This is a genomic window from Paenibacillus macerans (assembly GCF_050565405.1).
Taxonomy (GTDB): domain Bacteria; phylum Bacillota; class Bacilli; order Paenibacillales; family Paenibacillaceae; genus Fontibacillus; species Fontibacillus macerans_B.
Map to the genome: position 1 here is coordinate 87,375 of NZ_JBNYYG010000006.1, position 24,041 is coordinate 111,415.

Sequence of the window (24,041 nt, forward strand, 5' to 3'; positions counted from 1 at the left end):
TTACTGCTTTATGTCCTGCTCCAGTAGACGCAATAATCTCTCTTCGGTGCCCGAATCGGGCACCGGGACGTAGAAGCACCAATGCAGGCCCGGTTCGTTATCGACGGCGGAAGCGGAATGGATCACGAACTCCAACTCCTGTGAGTCCGGAAGACGAAATAAGGCGGTAGCGACCCGTCTTTGTTTGATTTCATAAAGCTCCCAGAAATGAACAAACTCCTTACTTTCCAGTCTCAAACGTTCGATCCGTTCCATATACAATGGATTATCCTTATAACGGTCTAGGTTTGCCCGCAGCATCGCTGTGGTGTATCGGGCAAACCCCTCCCAATACACCAGCCTTTGGCGGTAATCCGAATTAAAAAACGTGATGTTCAGCATATACCGTTCGCTTTTCGGCAGACTGCCGAAATCGGCGATAATCAGTTCAGCTGCCCGATTCCAGGCGATGATATCCGTACCTTCGTCCGTGACGAAAGAAGGATAATGCAATTGATCTACGATCTTTTGCAAAAATCCGGTATCGGGTCTTCCGCTATTTAGCACGACGCCTGCGCTTGCCGGGTCTACATTGGCTAGATCAAACAGGTGCTTTCGCTCGTCTTCGTCCAGCATCAACGCGTTGCTGATATTTAATAGCACTTCCGGCGAAGGATTAACCTCTCGGCCTTGCTCCAGCCAAGTGTAGTAAGTCACGCTTAAATTCGCGAGATAGGAGACCTCTTCTCTTCGAAGCCCCGGGGTGCGTCTTCGTCCGGGAAGCGGCTTGATCCCCGCTTTTGAAGGATGCAACCGTTCCCTTCGTGATTTAATGAATTCACCCAACGCGGATGAGGAACGATTTGATTTCACGTATGCCACCTCCAATGACCCATATGCGAGTTTCACAATCCTCACCATCATTATAATCGCTGTCAAGTGTCGATTGCCACACAACAGATGCATCATTGAGAATGGATGCTGTTACTCCCGTTAATAGTATAGACATGATGTGGTTAACCCCTTCCTACCGACGGTATGCTTAAGATAATTTACGGTGGAACCGTGCTATCGATAGGAGGTTTTGTTGCTTGAACAAGTATGCATATCGAAACAAACTGGCTGTAGTCACCGGTGCTTCGTCCGGAATTGGGAGAGCGTATGCCAAAGAACTGGCGGCACGAGGCTGCCATGTGGTGCTGGCAGCGCGCTCCAAAGACAAACTGAATGCATTGGCTGAAGAAATCAACCGCCAGTACGGCGTGCAGGCTTACGCACTCACTTGTGATTTGTCCAAAGCGAACGCCCCGCGTCAACTAGCCGAACAAATATCCGAGCTTGGCTTGTTGGTCGATATTCTCATCAACAACGCAGGGTTTGGCACTTACGGCCGCTTCGAGGAAGTCGATCCGGAGCGCGAGCAGGAAGAGATTATGCTGAACACGGCTGCGCTAGTCGATCTTACGCATCGTTTTCTGCCCGATATGCTGAGGCGCGGGGACGGAATCATCGTTAACGTGGCTTCGATGGCCGCGTTTATGCCTTGCGCTTATTCGGCCGTTTATGGGGCGACCAAAGCATTTGTATTATCTTTCTCTGAAGCGCTATGGTCGGAAACGCGCGGGCGAGGCGTTCGCGTGCTCGCACTGTGCCCGGGTGCAACCGAGACGGGTTTTTTTGATGCGGTCGGCGGCAAAGACATGGCTGCGGGCCAAAACCTCTCGACTCCGGAAAAGGTTGTACAGGCCGGATTTCGCGGAATTGAACAAAGGCGCAGCTATATCATCGATGGCCGTACCAATTACTTCATGGCTCACATGATTCGATTCTTTAGCAGGCGCAGGGTGGCCTTGATTATGGAACGCATGTCCAACCCCAAAAGGCACTGAACGGCAGATAACCTATACAGGGGAAATCCACTCCCGAAAAATCAAGGCTCCTCGCCTGAGGAGCCCTGATTTTGACGAAATTGCTCTCCTGTTATTCCGGCCTTCCTTGGGTGAGCCCATGAACATAAGTTAGCCAAGGGGTATCCAGCGCCCCTTGCCCGGGGTTATAGGTGAAGAAGTACTCGACGGTATCCCCTTGGCTCAGGTTGTTTACCGCATAGGTATAGTTGCCGTTCCCCGCCGGGGTCATGGCTACATTCAGTTGAACGCCGTTATTGATCTTATAGTGCAGATCGGCAAAAGTGGCACCGTTGACATAAAACAGCAAGTTATCGCCGGTTTTCTTCAGTCCCTTCACTTGATCGCCGATCACGATGGTGGAGGGGGTGCCAGGCCCACCGGGATTCTGGCCGCCGCCGTTATCTTTATAAACACGTACATAATCGACCTGCATCGTTGCCGGGATATCGCCGGGACTTGGAGCCAGGCCGCCGTCGAAGTTTCCGCCGATCGCCAGGTTCATGATGAGATAGAAGGCTTGATCGAAAGGAGCGTTTGGATTGTTCGGCGCAGCCGTGGAATACCATTGATCCCGGGTCGCTTTGAAGAAGAACTTGCCGTCTACGTACCACTTAATGTTGTCTTCTTCCCAAACGGCAGAGTAGACATGGTAGTCATTTGCGATGGTTTGCCCGGATGGGAAATGGTATTCGCCCGAGAGATGCGTATTTGCCGGCCATTGTCCGCCAAAATGGATGGCTCCGGAAGACGTGCCGGGCAGACGTCCTCTTGCTTCCATCACGTCGATTTCGCCGGAAGCGGCCCAGGTGCCATAGGTTTGATCCTGCGGAAGCATCCAGAGAGCCGGCCAGATGCCGTTCCCCGTAGGCAGCTTCGCGCGGAAATCCACCCTGCCGTATTTGAACGAGAAATGATCCTTGGTGTTAATCTTGCCGGAAGAGTATTGCGCATACCGGCTTGGATCCTGCGGGAAGGATTTGGGATCGTTCAGGGCCCGGATATTTAACTTCCCGTCTTGTACGAATAAATTTTGCGGACTGTTCGTATAGTGCTGCAGTTCCGCATTGCCCCAACCCCAGGTGCCCGGGTCGTCATTGAGGTAATAACCTTGTTCATAATTCCATTTGCCCATGTCCAGCTGGGTTCCGGTGAATTCATCCTGCCAGATGAGCGTCATGCCCTCGATGGCCGGCTCGTTAGGCGTTCCAAGCGGAATATCCTCGTGGTCGGCATCATCCGGCCGCGGAGCATTGGGATTGCCGATAAACGTGTAAGTGACGAAGTTGTTGCCGACGTTACCGCTCGCTTGCCCGTTTAAGGGATAACCGATGCGGATCTGCATATCTTGCTGGATGGGTTGGAACCACAGCCCATAGATGTGGTCGGCCCAATAACCCCATTGATTGGCGCTGGACAGGTTATTGAAACCATTGGCGGAGTAGACGAATCCGCTTTGACCGGAATCCCCCAAATTGACCCATTGCCCGTTGAGGTTGATCTGGTATATGAAATTTCCCAGCTCGGCGGCGATCGGGGCGCTTCCGTCGATTTTGGGCAGAGGCAGACCGATGGCGCCGCTTTCATTTGCGGTGAAATTCGTTCCATCATAGGGAGTAATGACATATGAATTTCTTACGGGTTCATTAAAGGTGATGGTATAAACGACGTTCACCAAAGAGGTTTTCGATTCCAATTTGACGTTGATCGACTCCGTGACATTAAACCAGTAACCGCCGCCTCCATCGGTGAAATGGCCGAAGTTTTGATCATAGATCCAGCCGCTGGCCGCATTGTTGTCAATATCGATCCAGCCGCTGCTGTTTACGGGTTTGACGTACACTTTCAAATCATCGGCAACCGCTGCAAAGGGGATAGCTGGATCATTGTTGAAAACGGGATAGGTGAAGCCGGATCCCCCCGTAATTCCCGCGGTGATTTCCGGCCCTTGCGTAGGCGTCATCGCCGTAATGGTTGTTTTGTTGATGTTATGAAATACAAGCGTGTATTCAAGCGTAACCCCGTTCGCTTTGGAGTAAAGCTGAATCTCTGTCGTTGCGGAAAGGGTGAACCAATAGCCGTTAAAACCGCTGTCGCTCCAATGGCCCCAGTTCTGGTTATAGACAAAGCTGCCGACACTGTCGATATCGACCCAGTTTCCGTTCACTTTAACCTTAACGCCTAAGTCTTGGACAACCTCATTCCAGGCAGCGGAGCCGCCGTTGAATAGAGGCATGACAAATCCGTAGCTGGCCTGTCCGACTCCCGATTTGGTGATGACCGGTCCGTCTGCCGCCGAGAAGTAATCCATCGAGGTAATGGTGGCTTCGGCCGCCTGAACCTTCGGAGTCGGCAACAGGCTGACGCCGACCGCCATAACTACAGCCAGGAACAAACTTAATACTTTTTGAACAAGCCGCCTTTCCGTAAAGTGAGATCGCTTCATGAATACCCTCCCTAAATCATAGTGATTCTCCCAACCTATGCACTCACAGGAAAATACTTACACAGGAGAACGCTTTCATTCTATCAATCCAGCCATTTGATGGATAGGCTCCATATTTCGGGTGGGGTGCCCTTTTTTTTAGGGAAGCAAGGAAATAAAGAAAACAAAGTCCGGGTCGTGATGCGAATCGACTTCCAACCGGGTTTGGCTATCCAATCACTCATGGTTAAGGGGGAGACGGATATCAAGAATAAACCATTTCCCGTTTAACTTCGCATCCATTTGCCCGTTCATCTTTTCCACTAACTTTTTGGACAGGTAAAGGCCTAACCCGCTGGATTCGGTGTTCGTTCGACTGGCGATTTCGGTATAGAAACGGGTAAAAACCTTTTCGATAACCACTTTGCTATCCGGTTTGATGTCGTTTTTCACGCTCAATAGAAGATGCTTTTCTTCATATCCATAACTTATTACCGCTTTGCTTTCGGCATAACGAAGGATATTTTGGACGACATTTTGGATCACGCGGATCAGCAGTAACGGGTCGGCAATGATGTGCCTGTCGTTGGGGTGTTCGGGAAACTCCAGCTCGATCTTCTTTTCCTCGAATTGTTCATAAAAGGACAAGAAAATTTCTTCAACCAGGTTGGAAAGAGAGAGCGAAGTTAAGGCCAGCTCCTTTTGATTCGTTTCGATGCGGGCCAGGTCGTAAAAATGATCGGTCATTTCCATCAGGCGTCGCACGGACGGCTCGATAATCTTAAGGTATTGCGCTTTCTTCGTTTCGTCCGTAGTCGCATCCAAAAGTTGAACATAGCCGTGGATGGAGGTAAGCGGCGTTCGCAAATCATGGGATAGCCCGGCGATGGATAGCTTCACGTTCTCTTCCATCTGTTTGGCCTGGCGGTTTTTGCGTTCAAAGGCATCGATCATTTGATTCAAAGCATCGACCAAATCCAAGAGCGTCTTCTCGCGAAAATCAACAAACAGCTTACTGCCAAACCCGGCGCGAACGGGAATCTCCTTGACCTTCTGATTCAATTTCCGCAGCTCCCGCTTCAAGAAGTAGATATAAAGAAGAAGCGCCGATGCTAGCAGGACGAAAACCCACCCCCACATCTTTAATCACGCCCCTTCTTTAATCAAATTTGAAGCCTATGCCCCATACCGTTTTAATATAGTTGGTATCCTCGGTGTTCAGCTTGTTTCGTAAATTGCTGATATGCATGTTGATGGTTTTGTCGCTGTCGAAATAAGGCTCGTTCCAAATACTTTCATAAATATTGGCGCGGCTGAACACTTTCTGCGGATTCTCCAGAAACAACAGGAGGATGGCGTATTCTCGCCCCGTAAGATGAACCGGGTGATCCTTGATTTTCACTTCGCGCGTGTCCAAATTGACGCCGATCTGCTTGTAATGCATTTCTTCCCTCTTGTCGGCCGAAGGCGTTGCAGCGTGACGTAGTTGAATGCGAATTCGTGCAAGCAGCTCCTTCACGTCAAAAGGTTTGGTGATGTAATCGTCGGCCCCGTTCGTCAAAAGTTCCAATTTCGAAGGCTGGTCGTTTTTGGCCGAGATCACGATGACAGGGAGCGATGAGCCGTGCCGAACTTGCTCCAGGAATTGTTCTCCGCCCATCCCTGGCAACATCAAATCCAGGAGAACCAAATCGACCGGATGTTGTTCGAATACCAATTTCCCTTCCGTTCCCGAGTATGCGCTCCGTGTTTGAAACCCGTGCAACTCCAAGGTTTCCTTGATGAGCGAATGAATGGCCATATCGTCTTCAATGATTAAAATGGTTGCCACGTTGATCGACCTACTTTATGTCTGTTCGTTTAAACCAAAGGATTCCTATAGCTGATGATACCACGATGGTGATGAAACTGACCAAAGTCATCTCCGGAAACCTGGCGATATCCGCCGGTTTGGCGAAATCCGAATAAAACAAGAAGGCTTCCGAAAACCAGTACGTGAGCTGCTTAAAATGTTCCGTTTGCAGGAAGACGGGAGCGCCGAAACCAGTCCCAATGGTAAAAAGAAAGCTCCAAATCAGGGAGATGCCGCTATTTTTGGTCAGAAAGCTGATCATGATATAAATCGAAACGTTGGCCAGCATCAAGAAGTACAACGTGACGAAGGCTTTTATGGCGTAGCTGATGTATTGGCTAATCCCGGCAACTTCGCCGAAGCCGAACACAGCGGTATAGCTGATGATGCCAAATGCGGTCAATATGAAGACGCCAACGAAGCTCAGGAGCGCGGCAACCAACCATTTCGACAAATAATAATGCGTACGGCTGCGGCCTAAGGACAACGCATTGCGAATCGTTCCATGTTGAAATTCTTCCCCAATGAAGAAACTGATAAAAGCGCTTAAGACAAGCAAAATCGTTAATCCGTTCTTCTCCATCATCAGAACACCCGTCGCTCCGTTGATGACGGTATCGATGACTTGGACGAGTTCGTCCCCATAATAAACCGACATTTTGCTATTCGCGGCTTGGAGGATCGGCAGCAAGAATAAAATACCCAGAACGATCCATAGTTTTTTGCTTCGGCGCAATTTGATTTTTTCGGCCGTCAAGAGATTAAGCATGCGGGGTTCCTCCTGTTAATTGCAAGAAATAATCTTCGAGTTTCTGCCTAGTCGTCCCGATTCGCGAAACATTCACGTTTGCCGAAACCAAGGAACGGTTGATCGTGGCTACGTCATCCAAATGCTCGTAGACATGAATTTCCGTTCCATTGACGACTTCATATTCCCGTATCCCTAACTCGTCCAACACGACGACGGCAGTTTGAACTTCGGGGGTTTCCAATTCAATGTATTGACGGGTTTTCGTTGCCAACTCTTCCTGCGAAAGTTCGCTAATGAGTTTTCCGTCATGCAAAATACCGTAATGCGTAGCGACTTGCGAAAGTTCATCAAGCAAGTGGCTTGAAAGCAGGACGGTGATCCCGCGTTCCGTCACCAGTCGTTGAATGATTCCGCGCATTTCCACAATTCCCGACGGATCCAGGCCGTTGGTCGGTTCGTCCAGGATTAAGAATTCCGGATTTGTAATTAGCGCCGAGGCAATCGCTAAACGTTGGCGCATGCCTAACGAGAAGTTCTTCGCTTTTTTCTTGCCCGTGTTGCCAAGGTTCATTAAGCGAAGGAGATCGTCGATCTCTCGTCCGCTCACGCCGCCGTTTGCCGCTTGGACTTGCAGATTCTCCCGAGCCGTTAATTCCGGATAAAGCGCCGGCGTTTCAATCGATTGGCCCATTTTTCTTCGGGCATGCTGCAATCCCTTCGCGCCCGTCTCTCCGAACAATTCGAAGTCGCCCTCGTCGATCGTAATCAACCCCATGACGGTGCGCATAAACGTTGATTTTCCTGCGCCGTTTTCCCCGATTAAGCCGTAAATCATGCCTCGCTTTATTTCGATGGATACTTTATGGAGCGCTTTGTGTTTGCCGTATATTTTTGAGATATTCGTCGACTTAAGTATCGTTTCCGACATCAAGCATTATCCTTTCGTTGTTGATGAGTATAGGATAAGCGGCAGGTATAAATATTTGGACCAGGAAAGTGTAAAGAAAGTATAAAGAAGGCCCCATGGCTGATCGCAGTGCGCTGCATTTTGCCAAGTGGTATATTAAGGCATATGGTTTTTGGTGATCGCTGAAGGGCTGCTTCAATGATACTCGTCTGCAATAAAACAAAACTCGCCGTTATTGCGGCGAGTTTGTTTTATGCCGATGACCCTTTTTCAAAGGTGCGACTATTCAATAAACTGTTTCGTTGCCTGGTACATCTTCTCCGCATATGCGTCTATTTCGTCTCGGGACATGCGTAAGCGGGCCACGGAAGTACCATACCCGATCTCCGCTTTCCCCTCGGCCAGATCGTTGAAGATCCCATCCGCGAAGGCATCCAGCGGTTCTCCTTGCGTATGTAATCCTGCGCCGCCTAAATCCGTATTTACCGCTGGAGGAGCAATTTCAATGACCTCGACAGACGTATCGGAAAGTTGGTGTCTTAAGCTGATGGTGAATGAATGAAGCGCCGCTTTACTTGCTGAATAAATAGGGGCAATTGCAAACGGTGTAAAAGCCAGCCCGGATGTAACGTTAATGATCGCCGCCGTTTCTTTTGCCGCAAAATAAGGAGCGAACAGCATGGCTAGATGGAAAGGGGCATCCATATTCGTGGTGATTTCCTTACGGAAATCATTCCAATGGTCTCGCGCATCCGCCTTTAGCACGTTATAGCGCAGCTGAATGCCTGCATTGTTCAAGAGCACGTTCACTTCCGGATAGTTCGCGGTGACCCAGTCGAACAACGCTAAACGCTCGGATTCCCTATCCAAATCACATACATGAGTGATCAGGCCGGGAACTTTCTCTTTCGCATCTTGAAGTGCATTTTCGCGTCGGCCGCAAACAATGACCGTATTCCCGGCTTTCCTAAATCGTTCTGCAAAAGCCAATCCTATTCCAGTGCTTCCACCTGTAATCAGTATCGTATTTCCTGAAAGCTTCATGAACGTTCCTCCTCGATCTGTTTGATATAGCGTTCAATCTTATCATCAATTCCCGGCAAGTACTCGGTCAACAACGCAATCTCATCCCGCACCCGTTGCTTGTGTCTCTTCATCATGTCAAGCCGGCGTTCTAGGGTGGCATCTCCTTCTACGATCCATTCCATGTACTGTCTAATATCGCTTATTGGCATATGCGTATTTTTTAAGCAAATGACCGCTTGAAGGAGCGCCATTTGACGTTCCGAAAATAACCGCCTGCCCGCTTCGTCGCGCTCGATTAGCGGCAGCAGTCCTTTTTTTTCATAATAACGCAAGGTTGATTCCGGAATATTGAATTGGGCTGAAGCTTCGCCGATGGAATAATATTTCACTTGGAGGCCTCCGATTTCTTACATTTTCATTGTCGACATGAATAGGATACGACTTAAACTATAGTTTAAGTCAATAGGGGAGTTTCGAACTCCGACAACATCCCGATTGCACATACTTAAACGAGCGGCTTTTTTGTTTGGAACCCGGTTTCCGGATCTTTACAGAAAGTTACTCGCAGAGTATCTTGTTAAAATGAGTTAAAATGAGGCAAGCGAGAATGAACGTGAAGGGGACCGGAGGAAATGATGGTAAAACCAATTCGAATCATGATCGTCGGACGAAATATAGGCCATAAGGCATATCGTAAATCTAGTTTGCTGGGAAGAGCTTGGATTTGTAGTTGTGGCGCAAGCGTTGACGGCGAATAGCGCGCTTGAGTTGGCCAAATCGGCCAATCCACAAGTGATCTTTATGGACATCCGTATGCAGGTATTGAACGGGCTTGAGCTGAGCCGCCGAATTCTGGACCGCAACAGCCGAGTGGAGAGAGATTTGTGAAACAGGCGGGTTGCCCGGACTAAACTGGATCGATGCCGTTGCGCTGGAGAAAGGAAAGCTTCTCATGCTTTTATCCGTAGCAGCGACTTCGAGTGAAAATCAACGGCTGTCCGCCGCTTATTCAACCGCGTCTTTTCTGCAAGCAGAAGCCGTCGAACGGGGATTGTCCGTTTCGATTCTTATCTCTTCCGTATTCATAAATATGGATGCGCTTTCAACATTATGCAACGAATTAGCCAAGAGATCCCTATCCTTCATCCTGTACGGCAAGCAAACGATCAAACTTATGCAAGATACCCCTCTCCACGAAGGTCCAACGGGCGGTTCGTTACATTCATGAGCACTACACCGAAGAGTTAACGGTGGAGATGATCGGAGAAGCGCTGTCTTGCGGATATGCTCATCATCGATGTCATGATGCCGGAAATGGACGGATTCTCCCTATGTGCGCCTATTCGCAGAGAGAGTGACGTGCCCATCATCATTGTATCGGCCAAGGATACAGAACCCGACAAGATCGCCGGACTTACTATGGAAAGTGACGATTATCTGACCAAGCCGTTTAGCCCTATGGAGTTGATGGCCAGAATCAAAAGTATCTTCAGGAGAATGGAACGGGGCACTGTGAATGAAGGTTCCAGGTGTACCGTTTATATCGCGGACATAACCCTCAATCCGGATAAGAAAGAGGCAAGATGCAACGGTCGCACTATCGGATTCACAGGCATGGAGTTCTCGCTGCTGCAATATCTTTCCGAACATAAGGAAAGGGCGATTGGCCGCGGCGAGCTGCTGGACAAGGTGTGGGGCTTTGAACATGAAGTCGAAACGCGCGCGACGGATGATATGATGAAGAGAATCAGGAGAAAGCTGTCTGATGTAGGGTCTGTACTGAAAATCGATACTATGTGGGGATTTGGATATTTACTGACGCGCTTATCGCTGTGGAATTCAATTTCACCGTCAGCGGTTATATTGAACGTGATTTTCTTCTGCAAATGGGTCAATTCATATCCGATGTAGAAGCTTCCGATATTGTCGAGGAACTGCAAACAAGACTGAACTTGATCCTCTTCATGATCCTCATCATTTCGGCATTGTTTGTCGCATTTATTTCCTCGCAAATCGCCAAGAAAATATCCGCCCCATTCTCCTCTCTCAATGTGCATATAAGATCCCTTGCGGAAAGGAACTTCGGCAGTAAAATTCACATGCCTGTAGATGACGAACTGCAGGAGCTCGTCAACAACATCAATCGTTTGTCCGAGAGGCTGGAATCTTACGATAATGCCCAGAAAACTTTCCTTCAGAATGCTTCTCACGAATTCAGAACGCCGCTCATGTCCATTCAAAGTTATGCGGAAGGAATCAAATATGAAGTAGTAGATGCCGGAAACGCCGCGGACATCATTATTGATGAAACCAAGCGCTTGACTAAGCTGGTTGAAGATTTATTGTATTTATCAAGGCTGGAAGCGATCGAGGAAGCATACCGTTTTGAGCATTTAGACTTAAATGAATTCATGCTTAGCTGTTTGGAACGAGTCCATAGGATCGCCATCAAAAAAAGCATCAACATCACCTTCAATAATCTGAATGAAAAAATTAACCTATATGCAGACGAAGAAAAGTTTTGCCGTGCAATTATGAATATCATCAGCAACTGTCTGCGGTATGCAAAGACTTCAATTACAATTCATTCAAGGATTTCTGACTACAATCAATTAGAATTAATGATTTCGGATGATGGTCATGGATTCGAACCGGATGTGATTCCTCATCTATTTGAACGGTTCTATAGGGGGAACAAGGCAACTTCGGACTCGGATTGGCCATTAGCAAAAGCGTGATTGAAAAGCACAATGGAAAGATCTCTGCTAATAACGCTGATTCCGGGGCCATGTTTGTGATCGAGCTGCCACACAAATCTCAATAAGTTGCTGCTGGGCTTGTTTTTTGGTAGAGAAATCTAACGAAAAGGCAAGTGGCAACTATGCTTCGATGGTTTGCAGGAGCACGTGTTATACTAAAACTAGGGTAGATTATGATGGAGTAATTCAGGTTGGAGAAAGCAATGGGACGAAGAAGTTGTCGTTTTGTCATAGAAGTTGAGAGTTCATCGTTTAGCCCCCGGAAGCTGGCCTTTATACTGAAAGCGTAATCATTCTTGAATAGGGGGCCAGACATGAAAACAAGAACGAAAAAATGGGCTGTACTATTGGCTGCATCCGTATTGGCGGCAAGCATCGCCGGCTGCAGTGGCGGCTCAAGCGGAGCTAACGGCAATTCGGCTGGGCCGGGAGACGGCAAGGGCAATGCCCCGGCGGACGACAAGTTGCAACCGGTTACTATCAGCACGGTTATGGAGGTCGCGCCGGAGACGAAATTCAAGAACGGCGAAACGATCGAGAACAACGTTGTGACCATGTGGGCAAAGGACAAGTTCAATATTGACTTCAAGTTCGACTGGACCGTCTCCGGGTTAAACAGTACGTATCAAAACAAGCTTCAATTAATGCTGGCGTCCAATGAGAAGTTCCCGGACGTATTCCGTGTGTCCGACAAGCAGTTGATCGCGGATCTGATTGCATCCGGAAAAGTCATGGACGTAACGGAGGCGGTGGAGAAATACGCTTCCCCCCGATTGAAGGAGCTGTACCAGAAGTTTCCTCAAGCGGTTTGGCCAGTCTCGGCGGATGGCAAGATGTACGCAGTTCCGGTGCTCTCTGGAGGCAATATCTCGGATCTGAACATGTGGATTCGTCAGGACTGGCTCGATAAGCTAGGTCTGCAAGCGCCGACGACCATCGCAGAGCTGGAAAATGTCATGGACGCGTTCGTGAACCGGGACCCCGACAGCAACAACAAGCGCGATACAATCGGAATCACGCTGGCGATGAAAAACGCTATCGTTAACTGGATGGGGGACGGCAGCTTCCTTGTCGGCTCCTTCGGCGCCAAGGCCGGTGACCGCCAGTGGGGCCCCGATGGTAACGGAGGGCTGCAGTACGGAGGCGTGCAGCCGGAGATGAAGATGACGCTTGGCAAGCTGTACGAGTGGTTCAACAAAGGCTACCTCGATCCGGAATTCGCCATTCTGGACGAGAACAAGGCGATCGAGAGCTTCACGAGCGGCAGATCCGGGATCGTGTTCGGCGCGCCGTGGATGACGGATTGGCCGTTCACGGATATGCTCAAGCTGCATCCGGAAGCGAAACTAAAGCCTTATCCCGTGCCGGCCGGCGCGGATGGCTCGATCGGCCGCAGAGGCGAGTCGATTTTCTATTCGGCGATTATGTTCAATAAGGACTTCAAGCACATTGACCGTTTCTTCGATTATCTGAACACGGTGTACGGCTGGTCATACGGTGAAGGCGACTTCAAATATGGATTTGCCGAAGGCTACGATTACGCGCTGGATGCGTCGGGCAAGCCGGTGTACGATGATGCCTCCATCCCGAACGGCAAGGTCGAGCCGATTAAATATTTGCCCGGCACGTATCATCAGCTCGATATTCCGTTCCTTCAATACGACGTCTACAAGAAGCTGCATGATGGAGGCAAGCCGGAGAACACGGTCGAGGAACGCTGGGCGACAGCGGACCCGCTCAGTCTAGAAGCCGGAGCAATCGTGGCCGAGCAGAATCCTTACCGGATGGAGGATCTCTATCAGGGACCGGCGACGCCTACAATGCAGTCCAAGCAAGAATATCTGGAGAAAATCGAGAAGGAGGCTTATGCCCAGATTATTTACGGCAAGAAGCCGCTGGACTCTTTCGACCAGTTCGTAGAGGACTGGAAAAAGAACGGCGGTGACGAGATCACAAAAGAAGTTAACGAGTGGTACCAGACGGTAGCGCAGATAAAGTAAGAAGCTGCGCGGGATATCGTACGAACATACGGCGGAGGGGCGTTTGTAGCCCCTCCGCTTGCTTGCACTTACTTTCCACAGCCAGAGGAGACGGAATCCCCATGACCAAGCTGACCATATTTCAGAAAATCGTGCTGCTGTTGCTTGCACTGCTCATCCCGATCGTGTTGCTGTTTCGATACAGCAATCAGGTGAGCGTAGGCGTTATACAAAGGGAGATCGAGGCTTCGACGATCGGCAGGCTGGTCTTCTTCGTCAATCAGTTGAACAGCCGGGTCAGCCAGCTGTCCTCGCTCTCCGTCATGATCGGACATGATGCCACGATCCGCCAATACCAGACTGATTACCTGCAGAGTGAGATTCTGAATCTGGACAAGCTGAAGTTTAAAGAGGTGGTAGCGGATATGCTGGCGCTTCAGAGTTCCTCGGCGGGGTGGACGAACACGATTCGTGTCTATTCTCCAAGTCTGGGCGAATATGTGGGCAGTGTCGGCAGCGGGGAATTCCGTCCCTCGGAGCTGCAGCGACAGCTTCACCTCGATTGGCATGAGCGAGTGACTAAGACAGATGCCGGGACGAACGTTGTCTTCGTCAGGCATGTGGTTGAGCCGTTCTTCATGCGTAATGATCTGGAGAAGGCGAGCACGATCGTGGAAGTGCAATTCGATGATGACAATATCCGCCGGATGCTGGATGACTTCAAGCGGCAGGGAGAAAACGATCCGTTCCTGTATCGGGCAGGGTTCGAGCTGATTCCGAATACGACTTCGGATCGTGAGCTGACCGGGGAACTGGTCGATCTTATGGGCGACGCGACTGTCGGACGGCAGGGCGCGATTACGGTAAAGCTGGACGGGATGAAGTATCTGGTGGTGTACGAAAAAATGGAGGAGCTGGATTGGTATGCAATGGATTATACGCCGGTCCAACAGATTTTAACGCCAATTACGAAGACCCGCAACCTATTTTACGTCTCAGCGGGACTGCTCCTCGCTTTAACAATGCTGGCGGCGATTCTTCTGTACCGGAATGTACAACTTCCCATTCGGCGGCTCATTCGGGCGCTGCAGCAATTGAAACGGGGTGATCTGTCCGCACGGATCAAGGAACGGCCGCGTAACGAATTCGGCTTTGTGTTCGACCGGTTCAACGAGATGACCGACGAGATGCGTACGCTGATTGATACCGTCTACGTCGAGAAGCTCCGTTCCCGGGAAGCGACGTTGAAGCAGCTTCAATCGCAGATTAATCCCCACTTTCTTTATAATTGCCTGGCGTTCATTACCAGCATGGCGAAGCTGAAGGACACCGATTCGGTCGTTGCGATGGCGCTGAACCTCGGAAGCTACTATCGTTACGCGACCCGGGCGGATATCCGGCTCGTTCCGCTCACGAAGGAACTGGAAGTGATCGAGAATTACCTCGCCATCCAGAGTATGCGCAATCCCCGAATCCAATATGAGCTGAAGGTGCCGGAGGAGATGAAACGTTATGGCATTCCGATGCTGACCCTCCAGCCGATCGTGGAGAATGCGATCATTCACGGCCTCGAGCCAAAGCCCGGCATCGGCAAGATTCGAATCTCTGGCGAGATGACGGAGGAACGGCTGGAACTGTGGGTGGAGGATAACGGCATTGGAATGAATACGGAAACTTTGGCACTGCTCAACAGGAAAATCAGGCAACCTGTGATGGAGGACGACATGGGCTGCGGGATGTGGAACGTGCACCAGCGAATGCTTCATCAGTTCGGTGAAGGCACGAATTTAGTCGTGACCGCACTGACGGGAGGCGGGCTTCGCGTACGGCTGTCCTGGCCGAGGGGTGTCCGAACGGACGGGGACGAACCGGAGAACAATGGAAATGGACCAAGTGAAGGGAGAGAGACACCATGATCAATCTGTTGATCGTAGACGACGAGCTTCATCTGGTTGACAGTCTAGTGGAGACGATCGATTGGCGGGAGGCCGGGATCGGAGAAGTTCGTAAGGCTTATTCCGGAAGTGAAGCGCTGCAGGTGATGAATACTGAACCGATAGATATTGTAATAACGGATATCCGCATGCCGGGCATGTCCGGGCTGGAGCTAATCTGCCGGATCCGCGAATCCTGGAAACGAACGAAGCTGATCCTGTTGACCGGCTACGCCGATTTCGAATACGCGCAGCAGGCGTTAAACCAGCAGGTATCGGCTTATTTGATCAAGCCTGTCGCAGATAGTGAAATCCTGGAGGCCGTCCGGAGAATGGCGGAGAAAGCGCAGGAGGAATGGCAGGCTGTCGCTTCACTTGAGCGTGCAGCCTTCCTGCGCGATGAGAACTTGCCGCTGATCCGCGACCGTCTGTTGAACGAGTTGCTGCAGGGGGCCCGCTTCTCTTCCGGCGAGCTGGAGCAGAAGCTGGAGGCGTATGAGCTTCCGATTCGGGCAGGAGGTCACTGTGCCCTTCTAACCGTTCGCCTGGAGCAGGGGTTCGAAGCGGAGGGTGGACAAAGTCTGTACGAGTATGCGGTCTGCAATATCGTCGAGGAGGTCTTCGGCGAAGATTTCCGGCTTTGGCGCTGCAGGGACCCCCACGACTTGCTTGTCTTTCTGGCGGCGAAGCGTGAGTTGAAGAGCGAAGACGACTGGCCGCAGCAGCAATTCGCCGAGTTGGCCGTTCAGGTTCAATATCAGGTGAAGGCATATTTGAAGGGCAGCGTATCTGTCGTGGCTGGGCGAAGCGGACGTTTCCCAGACGAAGCACCGTCCCTCTACCAGACTGCCCTGACGGTGGTACGCCGCGCGGTCGGAGCGGAGAGCAACGTTTTTTTCAGTGAGGGGGACGTGCCGGATACGGTCGAGATGCGGACGATCCGGTCGCTGTACGAGCATCCGACGCTGCCCTATTTACTGGAAGTGGGAAGCTGGGAGCGGATCGATAGCCGGCTGAACGCGATTTTTGAGGAACTAGATGCCGACTGGTCCGCTTCACAGGAGCATCTGATCGAGGTGTTTTCCTATTTGCTGCATGCTTTTTCCTTTATTGCCCACAAGAACGGCAAAGGGCTGGCCGAGTTGGCGAAAGAATCATACGAGAAAGTTTTCGGCGGGACGCCCCTTCGGTCCTCCCGGGCGCTGCGCGAATGGGCCGAAGATATTCTGACGAGCATTCGCTGTGATATGGAGACCGAAGTGAGGGATACCCGCTCTGCGTTGGTGCTTAAGGCGCAGGTATATATCAGAGAGCATCTTCACACTGACGTGACATTGCCCGCCATTGCCGACAACGTTCACTTGCACCCGGTGTATCTATCCCGTATCTTCAAAGCGGTGACAGGGGAGAACGTCAGTGACTACGTGCACAAGCTGAGGATGGAGAGAGCCGCCTATCTATTGAAAAACACGGACAAAAAGGTGTATGAAATAACCGAGTTGGTCGGCTACGAGAATCCGCAATATTTCAGCAAAGTGTTTCGAAAAATTTATGGACAGACTCCGTTGGAGTACCGAGATACGTTTTCTTCGTTCCAGCAAGACCCGCGGCTTTAGAATGCAGAAACGGCGCCGTCCCCTAGAAAATCGGGCTGCGGCGCCGTTTTAAGTCTATGAGTTATTCTTTCACTGCACCGAGCACCATTCCTTTGACAAAATAACGCTGCAGGAACGGGTATACGAGCAGAATCGGGATTGCGCTGATGAAAATCTGGGCGGCTTTGACCGTTCGCTCCGAGATATTGGCGAGCTCCGAAGGATCGACTCCCGCCTTGCTGAAATCCTGTTGGACGATAATCGTCTGCAGGAAGGTGGCCAGCGGGTATTTGCGATAGTCGTTGATCAGCACGAGCCCGTCGAACCAGGAGTTCCAGTGGTAGACCAGTGTGAACAGCGAGATCGTCGCGATAGCGGGCAGGGATACTGGCAGGTAGATGCTCAGCAACGTCCGGAAATGATTGGCTCCGTCAATCAGAGCGGCTTCTTCAAGTTCGCGGGGTACACCACGGAAAAAGTTCATCATCAGAATCAGATTCCATACGTTAAGCGCGGCAGGCAGCAGCAGTGCCCATATCGAGTTGATCAGATGAAGCTTCTGAATGACGATATACCATGGAACCAGCCCGCCGTTGAAGAGCATTGTAAATACAAAGAACCAAGCGTAGGCTGACCGGCCCATGAAGGCCGAATTGTCCTTGGATAAAGCATAAGCGGCTGGAAAAGTAATAGCCATGCTGAGCGCGGTACCCAGCACAACCCGTTCCGTGCTGATGAGTAGCGCTTGAGAGAAGTTTGGATTGTCCAGTGTTTTGCTATAGGCCTCCAAGGTAAAGCCGACGGGCCAGAATTTGACGATATTGGCCGTTGCAGGCCCGCTGCCGCTGAAGGATACGGCCAGCACGTGAACGAGCGGTGCGATACACAGCAGCGACAGTATTAGCAGGAACAAGTAATTCACCGTCAAGAAGATACGGTAGGATACGGATCGATGATTCATGGCGGTCAAGAACCTCCTCTCTGTCAGAAAATCCGGTAGTTCGCAAACCGGTAAGCTGCCCGGTAAGCAAGCACGACAAGCACGAAGGAAATTAGTGATTTGAACAAACCGACTGCCGTGCCGAAGCTCATTTTCCCGTTGATAATGGCCATCCGGTATACAAACGTGTCGATGATGTCTCCCGTCTGGTATACCAGTGGGTTGTACAGGTTAAAAATCTGGTCGAATCCGGCGTTTAGAATGTTTCCGAGCGCTAGCGTTCCGACCACGATGGAGATGGGCACCAGCGCCGGAATCGTAATGAAGCGGGTTAGCTGCCAGCGGTTGGCGCCGTCGATGACGCCCGCCTCATACAGTGTCGGACTAATGCCAGCCAGCGATGCAAGAAAAACGATCGTGCCGAAGCCGAACTCCTTCCAGACGTCGGTGATCACAACGGTAAACCGAAACCAGGTGTTGCTGCCGAGGAAAAAGATCGGCTTGAGGCCCATCAGCCCAAGCGCCTGATTCACGAGCCCGCCGTTGGTCGATAGAATATCGAGCAGAATGCCGCCGAGGATGACCCACGACAGGAAGTGGGGAAGATAGACCAGCGTCTGGATCGTTCGCTTGAACACCATATGGTGAACCTCGTTCAGCAGTAAAGCAAATATGAAGGGGGCAACCAGATTGGCGGTTATTTTGAGCGCTGCGATGATCAGCGTGTTCCAGATCACCTGAACGCTGTCGGGGCGTTCGAACATATTGCGGAACTGTTCAAAGCCGACCCAAGGCGAGCCGGTGAAGCCGAGCCATGGCTTGTACTCCTGAAAAGCCATTATGATCCCGCCCATAGGAAAATAGCTAAACAGAATGGCCAAAACGGCGGCGGGCAGAACCATAAGGTGGAACTGCCAGCTTCGACGGAAATTCCGGCGGATTCTGGCGGAACCGGCCCTTGGGTTCGGTGGGTTCCCGGTTGAAGAGTCGGTGACAGTTGGCGACTGCGGCCGGAGCATAAGAATCCCTCGCTTTCTAAGTGTTGATTACATTGTAGCAAGAGGGAAAGGGTGTCCATAGTGTGGTTTTTTAACTTTCCGTATGAATTGACAACCACTTGCTTAGGCGGTGAAGGAACTCCCTTTCCACAGGTAGAAATCAGCAAATGGGTTACAGATTCTACTCTAGGAGGAGTTGCAGATGTTGTTAGATATTAGCCAAGCGGAATTCAGCCGCCGGGGGTCCTGGTTTACAGTCGCCAAGCGGGAATACGGGAGTAAAAATAACAGGAAGGAAGGTATCTTTATTCGAACTCTGCACAGCGATGCAAGTCCGCGGGATGTCTTTCAGGTCATTCCACTGGGTGCAAATGGCGAGCCGCTACCGTATCGGGACCGAGCGACGACGGTCAGTGTCGCGTTGACGACGGACGAGGGGCAGACCGAACTCTGTCTCGACCGGGAAGGAAGGCTTCGTATCCGGTCTGTGGGCATCGGCTTTCGGCTGTATCGCCTGAAACCGGAGGACGGTGGCTATAATGCGGATTATCCGTTCCGTGTTGGAGACAAGCGGATTCAGGTAAACTCCTACCGTGCCCGGAAGCAGTACATGATCACGATTCTGACCGGACAGGAGACGATTGAAGCTCCGTGGGACGAAGTGACCTGCCCTGTCATTTCGCTCGATTTTATGCCCCGGGAAAATGCGGGGGTGGCCGAGATTGAGCTGGATGAATTCGACAGCTACTGGTCGGAAAAGAAGGGAGTGGGTTCCTTCGATGATTGTTTGGCAGAAGCGGAGGAGGCTTATGCCGAGTGGCTGCGGCTTACCCCTCCGCAGGATGCCGGTCTTCCGGAGATCCGAGAGTTGGCGGCTTACGTGCAGTACGCCTCTCTGGTGCCTCCCGCAGGTTATTTACAGCGGGAGACGATGTTGATCTCTCCCGTTTTCAATGGGGTTTGGAGCTGGGATCATTGCTTTAACGCTATCGCATTGTCCGAGCTGCAGCCGGAAATGGCCTGGGACCAGTTGCTTGCTCCGTTTGATCTGCAGGACGAGATGGGCGCCCTCCCGGATTACGTCAAGGACAGGGAGATGGTCTGGAACTATACGAAACCGCCGGTTCACGGCTGGGCGCTGCGTCTGATGCTCGAACAATCCGGCGGAAATGTGCAGACCGAGCGGTTGGCCGACTTCTATCCTAAGCTGGTGCGTTGGACGCAGTGGTGGTTCGATTGCCGCGACTATGACGGCAACGGGTTTCCGCAGTACCACCACGGCAACGACAGCGGTTGGGACAATGCACTTATATTTAACAGGCCCGGATCGGTGGAGAGCCCGGACCTGTCCGCTTTTCTCATCGTGCAGATGGACGTTTTGGCCATGTTGGCAGAACAGCTCGGGAGGCCTGAAGAAGCGACGGAATGGCAGCAGCGCGCGGACGATCATCTGCGTGCAATGCTGGACCGCTATTGGACTGGGAACAAGTTCATTGCCATCCACAGCGGTAGCGGTGAAATCATCGATACGGACAGCCTGCTGCACTGGATGCCGATTGTGCTTGGCTCACGGCTGCCGAAAGAAGTGATTAGCAAAGCAGCGACCGCTCTGGGACCGAAAGGTCCATTCCTGACGGAGTGGGGACTCGCGACGGAGATGCCGTCCAGTCCGTATTACCAAACGGACGGATACTGGAGGGGTCCGATCTGGGCGCCGGTTACATTGATCGCGGCCGACGGACTGCGGCGTGCCGGACGTATGGCGGAGGCGCGGGAAATCGCGCAGCGATTCTGCCGTCTGTGCGAACGGGGGGGCATGGCCGAGAATTTCAACGCTCTCACCGGCGAAGGGCTGCGTGATCGGTTCCATACTTGGCCGGCCAGCGTATTTCTGATGTTCGCGCGGGACTATACAGATTTATGAGGAGAGCTTGGCGGGTGTTGGACCTGTGCTCTTTAAAGCACAATAGTGGTATTATTGTCTTGTTATGAGGCAGACGCCGCTAGCCCTTATACGTCGGGCTAGCGGCGTCTTTTTTTGCGAGAGGATATTACCGGAAAAACAAGGGCTGAGTCCCCCTATGGGAGCTGACCGCTGAAACTAAAATCATAGGGCTGCCCGATTTATCGCTTTCTTGTTGATACAATACGGTGCACCGTAACTCAAGCAGCGGCAAGCTGTCGGGTACCAATAGGCGTTTTTGCTTCTTTAGCAAAAACGTTCCTTTAGCCAACGTTCAACTTTTCAAAGATTTCGTCACGCTCTGAACGAGAGGCTTGAGAGGTGAGCTTAGACCATCCGTAGGCGATTTCTTGCACTCCTTGCGCGAGACCTTTGATTACCTCGTCCGCAAACTCATCAACCGGTATCCCCGCGGTGTTGGTACCTGGTACGCCAAGATCGGTATTGGTAAGTGGCGGACAAATCTCAATCACTTGGATGTCGTGCTTCGCCAATTGTTTGCGCAGGCTTAACGTAAACGAATGGATGGCCGCTTTAGTGGCGCAATATAGAGGAGTAGCGGCAAGCGGCACATGGGCAAGGCCCGAAGTAACGTTTAGGATCGCCGTATTCTCCTTCCGTGCAAAATGTTGAGTGAACAGCAATGCCAAATGAATCGGTGCTTCCAGATTCGTTGCGATTTCAACCTCGCTATCCTTCCAGGACTCTACGGCTGCAAGGTCCAGATATCGCATAATACCAGCATTATTGAACAGGATATTCACGTCCGGGTGATCTTGCGTTATTTGATTGTATAACTCAATGCGGTCTGCTTCCTTGGATATGTCACTCTGGTAGATATGAAGCTGAGGGTTTTTCGCTTTCGCTTCTTCAAGTTTGTCCGCTCTCCTACCGCAAATAATGACCTTGTTGCCAGCGTGTATAAACCTTTCGGCCAGCGCCAAACCAATTCCGGTTGCCCCTCCTGTAATTAGAATCGCATTGGAATCCATTTTCATATTCATGCTCCTTTTTGAAATTGAATTAGCGTGTTTCTTCACATAAACTAGTCTATAGATGAAAGAGCATGCCAAGAAGGTGGCTGGCTATACTGGTATCGCCACTCCCCCTCTTGGCATGAGTTTAAGGAGTTGTGACTTATGAAAAAAAAGGGGATGGATCGAAACATGGAATTAGCCCATTTCCTTCGCAATCGGAGAGAGCGAATCACGCCCAAGCAAGCCGGGCTTGCAGAAGGAAGGAACAGACGAACGCCTGGACTCAGACGCGGAGAGGTTGCCGAACTGGCCGGCATAAGTTTGGAATGGTATACCTTTTTGGAGCAGGGCCGTCCGATCCATGTATCGACAGAAGTCCTTGAAAGCTTGGCAGGTGCCCTTCAAATGGATATTGAGGAGAGGAAACATATGTTCCTGCTCGCTCATCGTCAACCTCCTCCCGTGAAGCCCATTCCGCAAAGTACAGTCAGCTCTGTCCTTCAGCGGTTTTTGGATGAACTGGACACGAGTCCGGGCTGTGCCATGGATGCCCGGATGACTATCGTAGCCTGGAATGCAGCAATGTGTGTACTGGACGAGGGTATAAACCAGGCGTCCGAGAGGGAACGAAACCTGTTGTGGACTACGTTTACCTCACCGGAATTCCGTAGAATGAAGAGGGGGCAGTGGGAGGAACATGCGCGGCAGACCGTTGCACAATTCCGCGCCGAATATGCTCGCCATATCGATGATCCTTGGTGGCGTGAACAGGTTGCCGCTTTGTCGGAAGCAAGCGAAGAATTCCGCACCTTCTGGAATCTCCACGATGTGCTAAACTACGCGTACGCCCATAAAATTATCCATCACCCGGTTATGGGGGAGTTGGCTTTTGACTATATCACCTTACAGCCGCCGGACACGCCAGATCTCCAGATCTCGCTCCACATTCCGCTTGATGACGGAGTAACGAAAGAAAAAATACTTAAGTTTATGGAAGGAAGACGCAGCTAAGCTATAAGCGGACTCGATTGATGGGAAGATGAATCGTGAGAATAAACCAATTCTAACAAATCGTGCTACATTCTCCATCTATCTTTTTCCGTAGCTCCCGTTCTTTGAGTTCTGGGGCTTTGCTTTTGTTCTTTCCGCCAGATTGGTGATCGACTCCACGTCTTGATCGGTCAATTGATCGAGAAAATACTTGCGTATGGCCTTTGCTACTATGGGGAGGGCCTCATCCAGGACCGATTTTCCAGCGGAAGTAATGGTGACTTGAACGCCACGATCCAAACGGAAGAGGCAGATCGCAAAGTTGTGGAAAGGGCCTCGGAAGTTGCGGCGAATCGAGGCCTCCCACGAGCACAAATTGCACTTCTGGTTGCTGCAAAAAGCAGAGGTCACCGCACCGATTATCGGTGCGACCAAGATCAGTCATCTCGAAGATGCGGTTTCGGGCGTTGTCGGTTAAATTGACACCTGAAGAAATAATAATAAGTCTGGAAGAACTTTATGTACCGCACCCGCTAGTATAAAGATAAACACCTCAAACCATAGGCCATCCTGCAAAAGGGATGGCCCTAATCATTCGCTCAGGGCACCTCATACGATCGGGCTTAAAGGTTTGGTTATTCAACCAAACTTTTCGTGGCCTTAATGGTTTTCCTGAACGCTTCAAGATCGTTCTCCTCAGTAACCGCGGAAATTTTGGGGCGGAGTGATGTGAATCAGATTACACTTGACATCACCATATCGGTGGTATAGCATATCCCTAATAATTAAAATACGTTGAGAAGGAATAGTACGGTTTTCCAAACGAACAGAGAGCTGTTGGACGGTGCGAAACAGCCGTGGAGAAAATCGGAACTCGCCTTGGAGTTGCTCGCTGAACCCGTAAAGTAGGTGGAGCCGGAGCCTGACCGTTATCATCAGGAGGATGCGGGTTTGTCCGTTTTTGCAACCCCGTATCCGTGGAGTGCATGCCGACGATGGCATGAATTCGGAGTGGTACCGCGTAAGATGTCAAAGTCTTTCGTCTCTGTCAGTGGAGAT

Annotated in this window: 20 protein-coding genes, 2 pseudogenes and 1 other annotated feature; of the genes and pseudogenes, 11 read left to right on the forward strand and 11 right to left on the reverse strand. The window is 50.9% G+C overall.

What is annotated here, in order from left to right:
- Positions 1 to 852: a helix-turn-helix transcriptional regulator gene (locus tag ACQ4N8_RS06875; protein ID WP_430703590.1), complete on the reverse strand. Its 852-nt coding sequence runs from the start codon at positions 850 to 852 to the stop codon at positions 1 to 3.
- Positions 853 to 1,070: 218 nt separating this feature from the next.
- Here ACQ4N8_RS06875 and ACQ4N8_RS06880 point away from each other — a divergent pair, with 218 nt between their 5' ends.
- Positions 1,071 to 1,868, forward strand: a complete 798-nt coding sequence (locus ACQ4N8_RS06880) for an SDR family NAD(P)-dependent oxidoreductase (protein WP_430703591.1) — start codon at positions 1,071 to 1,073, stop codon at positions 1,866 to 1,868.
- Positions 1,869 to 1,959: 91 nt separating this feature from the next.
- Here the strand turns inward: ACQ4N8_RS06880 and ACQ4N8_RS06885 are convergent, their stop codons facing one another.
- From ACQ4N8_RS06885 to ACQ4N8_RS06915, 7 genes are all read right to left on the reverse strand, one after another.
- On the reverse strand, positions 1,960 to 4,332 hold the full coding sequence (locus tag ACQ4N8_RS06885) for a glycoside hydrolase family 16 protein (protein ID WP_430703592.1): 2,373 nt from the start codon (positions 4,330 to 4,332) through the stop codon (positions 1,960 to 1,962).
- A 216-nt stretch (positions 4,333 to 4,548) separates the two neighbouring features.
- Positions 4,549 to 5,451, reverse strand: a complete 903-nt coding sequence (locus ACQ4N8_RS06890; RefSeq protein WP_430703593.1) for a sensor histidine kinase — start codon at positions 5,449 to 5,451, stop codon at positions 4,549 to 4,551.
- A gap of 19 nt (positions 5,452 to 5,470) precedes the next feature.
- On the reverse strand, positions 5,471 to 6,142 hold the full coding sequence (locus ACQ4N8_RS06895; RefSeq protein WP_430703594.1) for a response regulator transcription factor: 672 nt from the start codon (positions 6,140 to 6,142) through the stop codon (positions 5,471 to 5,473).
- Positions 6,143 to 6,152: 10 nt separating this feature from the next.
- Entirely contained in the window at positions 6,153 to 6,932 is a 780-nt protein-coding gene (locus ACQ4N8_RS06900) for an ABC transporter permease (protein ID WP_430703595.1), read from the reverse strand.
- A complete protein-coding gene (locus ACQ4N8_RS06905; RefSeq protein ID WP_430703596.1) occupies positions 6,925 to 7,842 on the reverse strand; it encodes an ATP-binding cassette domain-containing protein in 918 nt (305 codons plus the stop codon). The genes ACQ4N8_RS06900 and ACQ4N8_RS06905 overlap by 8 nt, the downstream gene beginning before the upstream one ends.
- A gap of 261 nt (positions 7,843 to 8,103) precedes the next feature.
- Positions 8,104 to 8,865 (reverse strand): SDR family oxidoreductase, encoded by a 762-nt coding sequence (locus ACQ4N8_RS06910; RefSeq protein ID WP_430703597.1) that lies wholly within the window; start codon positions 8,863 to 8,865, stop codon positions 8,104 to 8,106.
- Entirely contained in the window at positions 8,862 to 9,236 is a 375-nt protein-coding gene (locus ACQ4N8_RS06915; RefSeq protein WP_430703598.1) for a MerR family transcriptional regulator, read from the reverse strand. The genes ACQ4N8_RS06910 and ACQ4N8_RS06915 overlap by 4 nt, the downstream gene beginning before the upstream one ends.
- 301 nt (positions 9,237 to 9,537) lie before the next feature.
- Here ACQ4N8_RS06915 and ACQ4N8_RS06920 point away from each other — a divergent pair, with 301 nt between their 5' ends.
- The 7 genes and pseudogenes from ACQ4N8_RS06920 (at position 9,538) to ACQ4N8_RS06950 (ending at position 17,135) form a co-directional block, all read left to right on the forward strand.
- Positions 9,538 to 9,735 carry a response regulator gene (locus ACQ4N8_RS06920; protein ID WP_430703645.1) on the forward strand — a complete coding sequence of 66 codons (198 nt, stop codon included), beginning with the start codon at positions 9,538 to 9,540 and terminating at the stop codon, positions 9,733 to 9,735.
- Between the two features lie 64 nt (positions 9,736 to 9,799).
- Complete coding sequence (locus tag ACQ4N8_RS06925; protein ID WP_430703599.1) at positions 9,800 to 10,075, forward strand: hypothetical protein; 276 nt, start codon at positions 9,800 to 9,802, stop codon at positions 10,073 to 10,075.
- Between the two features lie 56 nt (positions 10,076 to 10,131).
- Positions 10,132 to 10,758 (forward strand): response regulator transcription factor, encoded by a 627-nt coding sequence (locus ACQ4N8_RS06930; protein ID WP_430703600.1) that lies wholly within the window; start codon positions 10,132 to 10,134, stop codon positions 10,756 to 10,758.
- A gap of 53 nt (positions 10,759 to 10,811) precedes the next feature.
- A pseudogene (locus tag ACQ4N8_RS06935) lies at positions 10,812 to 11,671 on the forward strand (sensor histidine kinase).
- Between the two features lie 249 nt (positions 11,672 to 11,920).
- Complete coding sequence (locus ACQ4N8_RS06940) at positions 11,921 to 13,606, forward strand: extracellular solute-binding protein (RefSeq protein WP_430703601.1); 1,686 nt, start codon at positions 11,921 to 11,923, stop codon at positions 13,604 to 13,606.
- 101 nt (positions 13,607 to 13,707) lie between these two features.
- Positions 13,708 to 15,501 carry a sensor histidine kinase gene (locus tag ACQ4N8_RS06945; RefSeq protein ID WP_430703602.1) on the forward strand — a complete coding sequence of 598 codons (1,794 nt, stop codon included), beginning with the start codon at positions 13,708 to 13,710 and terminating at the stop codon, positions 15,499 to 15,501.
- Entirely contained in the window at positions 15,498 to 17,135 is a 1,638-nt protein-coding gene (locus ACQ4N8_RS06950) for a response regulator (protein WP_430703603.1), read from the forward strand. Before ACQ4N8_RS06945 ends, ACQ4N8_RS06950 begins: the two co-directional genes overlap by 4 nt.
- Before the next feature lie 61 nt (positions 17,136 to 17,196).
- Here ACQ4N8_RS06950 and ACQ4N8_RS06955 read toward each other — a convergent pair whose 3' ends face one another.
- Positions 17,197 to 18,075, reverse strand: coding sequence for a carbohydrate ABC transporter permease (locus ACQ4N8_RS06955; protein ID WP_430703604.1), 879 nt, complete (start codon positions 18,073 to 18,075; stop codon positions 17,197 to 17,199).
- A 23-nt stretch (positions 18,076 to 18,098) separates the two neighbouring features.
- Positions 18,099 to 18,956: an ABC transporter permease gene (locus tag ACQ4N8_RS06960; RefSeq protein WP_430703605.1), complete on the reverse strand. Its 858-nt coding sequence runs from the start codon at positions 18,954 to 18,956 to the stop codon at positions 18,099 to 18,101.
- Positions 18,957 to 19,254: 298 nt separating this feature from the next.
- On the opposite strand from ACQ4N8_RS06960, the gene ACQ4N8_RS06965 reads away from it, so the two are divergent.
- Positions 19,255 to 20,976 (forward strand): amylo-alpha-1,6-glucosidase, encoded by a 1,722-nt coding sequence (locus tag ACQ4N8_RS06965; RefSeq protein WP_430703606.1) that lies wholly within the window; start codon positions 19,255 to 19,257, stop codon positions 20,974 to 20,976.
- 302 nt (positions 20,977 to 21,278) lie between these two features.
- On the opposite strand, the gene ACQ4N8_RS06970 is transcribed toward ACQ4N8_RS06965, so the two are convergent.
- Complete coding sequence (locus ACQ4N8_RS06970; RefSeq protein WP_430703607.1) at positions 21,279 to 22,013, reverse strand: SDR family oxidoreductase; 735 nt, start codon at positions 22,011 to 22,013, stop codon at positions 21,279 to 21,281.
- 141 nt (positions 22,014 to 22,154) lie between these two features.
- Here ACQ4N8_RS06970 and ACQ4N8_RS06975 point away from each other — a divergent pair, with 141 nt between their 5' ends.
- Together ACQ4N8_RS06975 and ACQ4N8_RS06980 are read left to right on the forward strand one after the other, a co-directional pair.
- Entirely contained in the window at positions 22,155 to 23,003 is an 849-nt protein-coding gene (locus tag ACQ4N8_RS06975; RefSeq protein WP_430703608.1) for a helix-turn-helix transcriptional regulator, read from the forward strand.
- Between the two features lie 279 nt (positions 23,004 to 23,282).
- Positions 23,283 to 23,524 (forward strand): annotated as a pseudogene (locus ACQ4N8_RS06980) (aldo/keto reductase); the annotation flags it as partial.
- A 244-nt stretch (positions 23,525 to 23,768) separates the two neighbouring features.
- Positions 23,769 to 24,032: a binding site (T-box leader), on the forward strand.
- Positions 24,033 to 24,041: the final 9 nt, after the last annotated feature.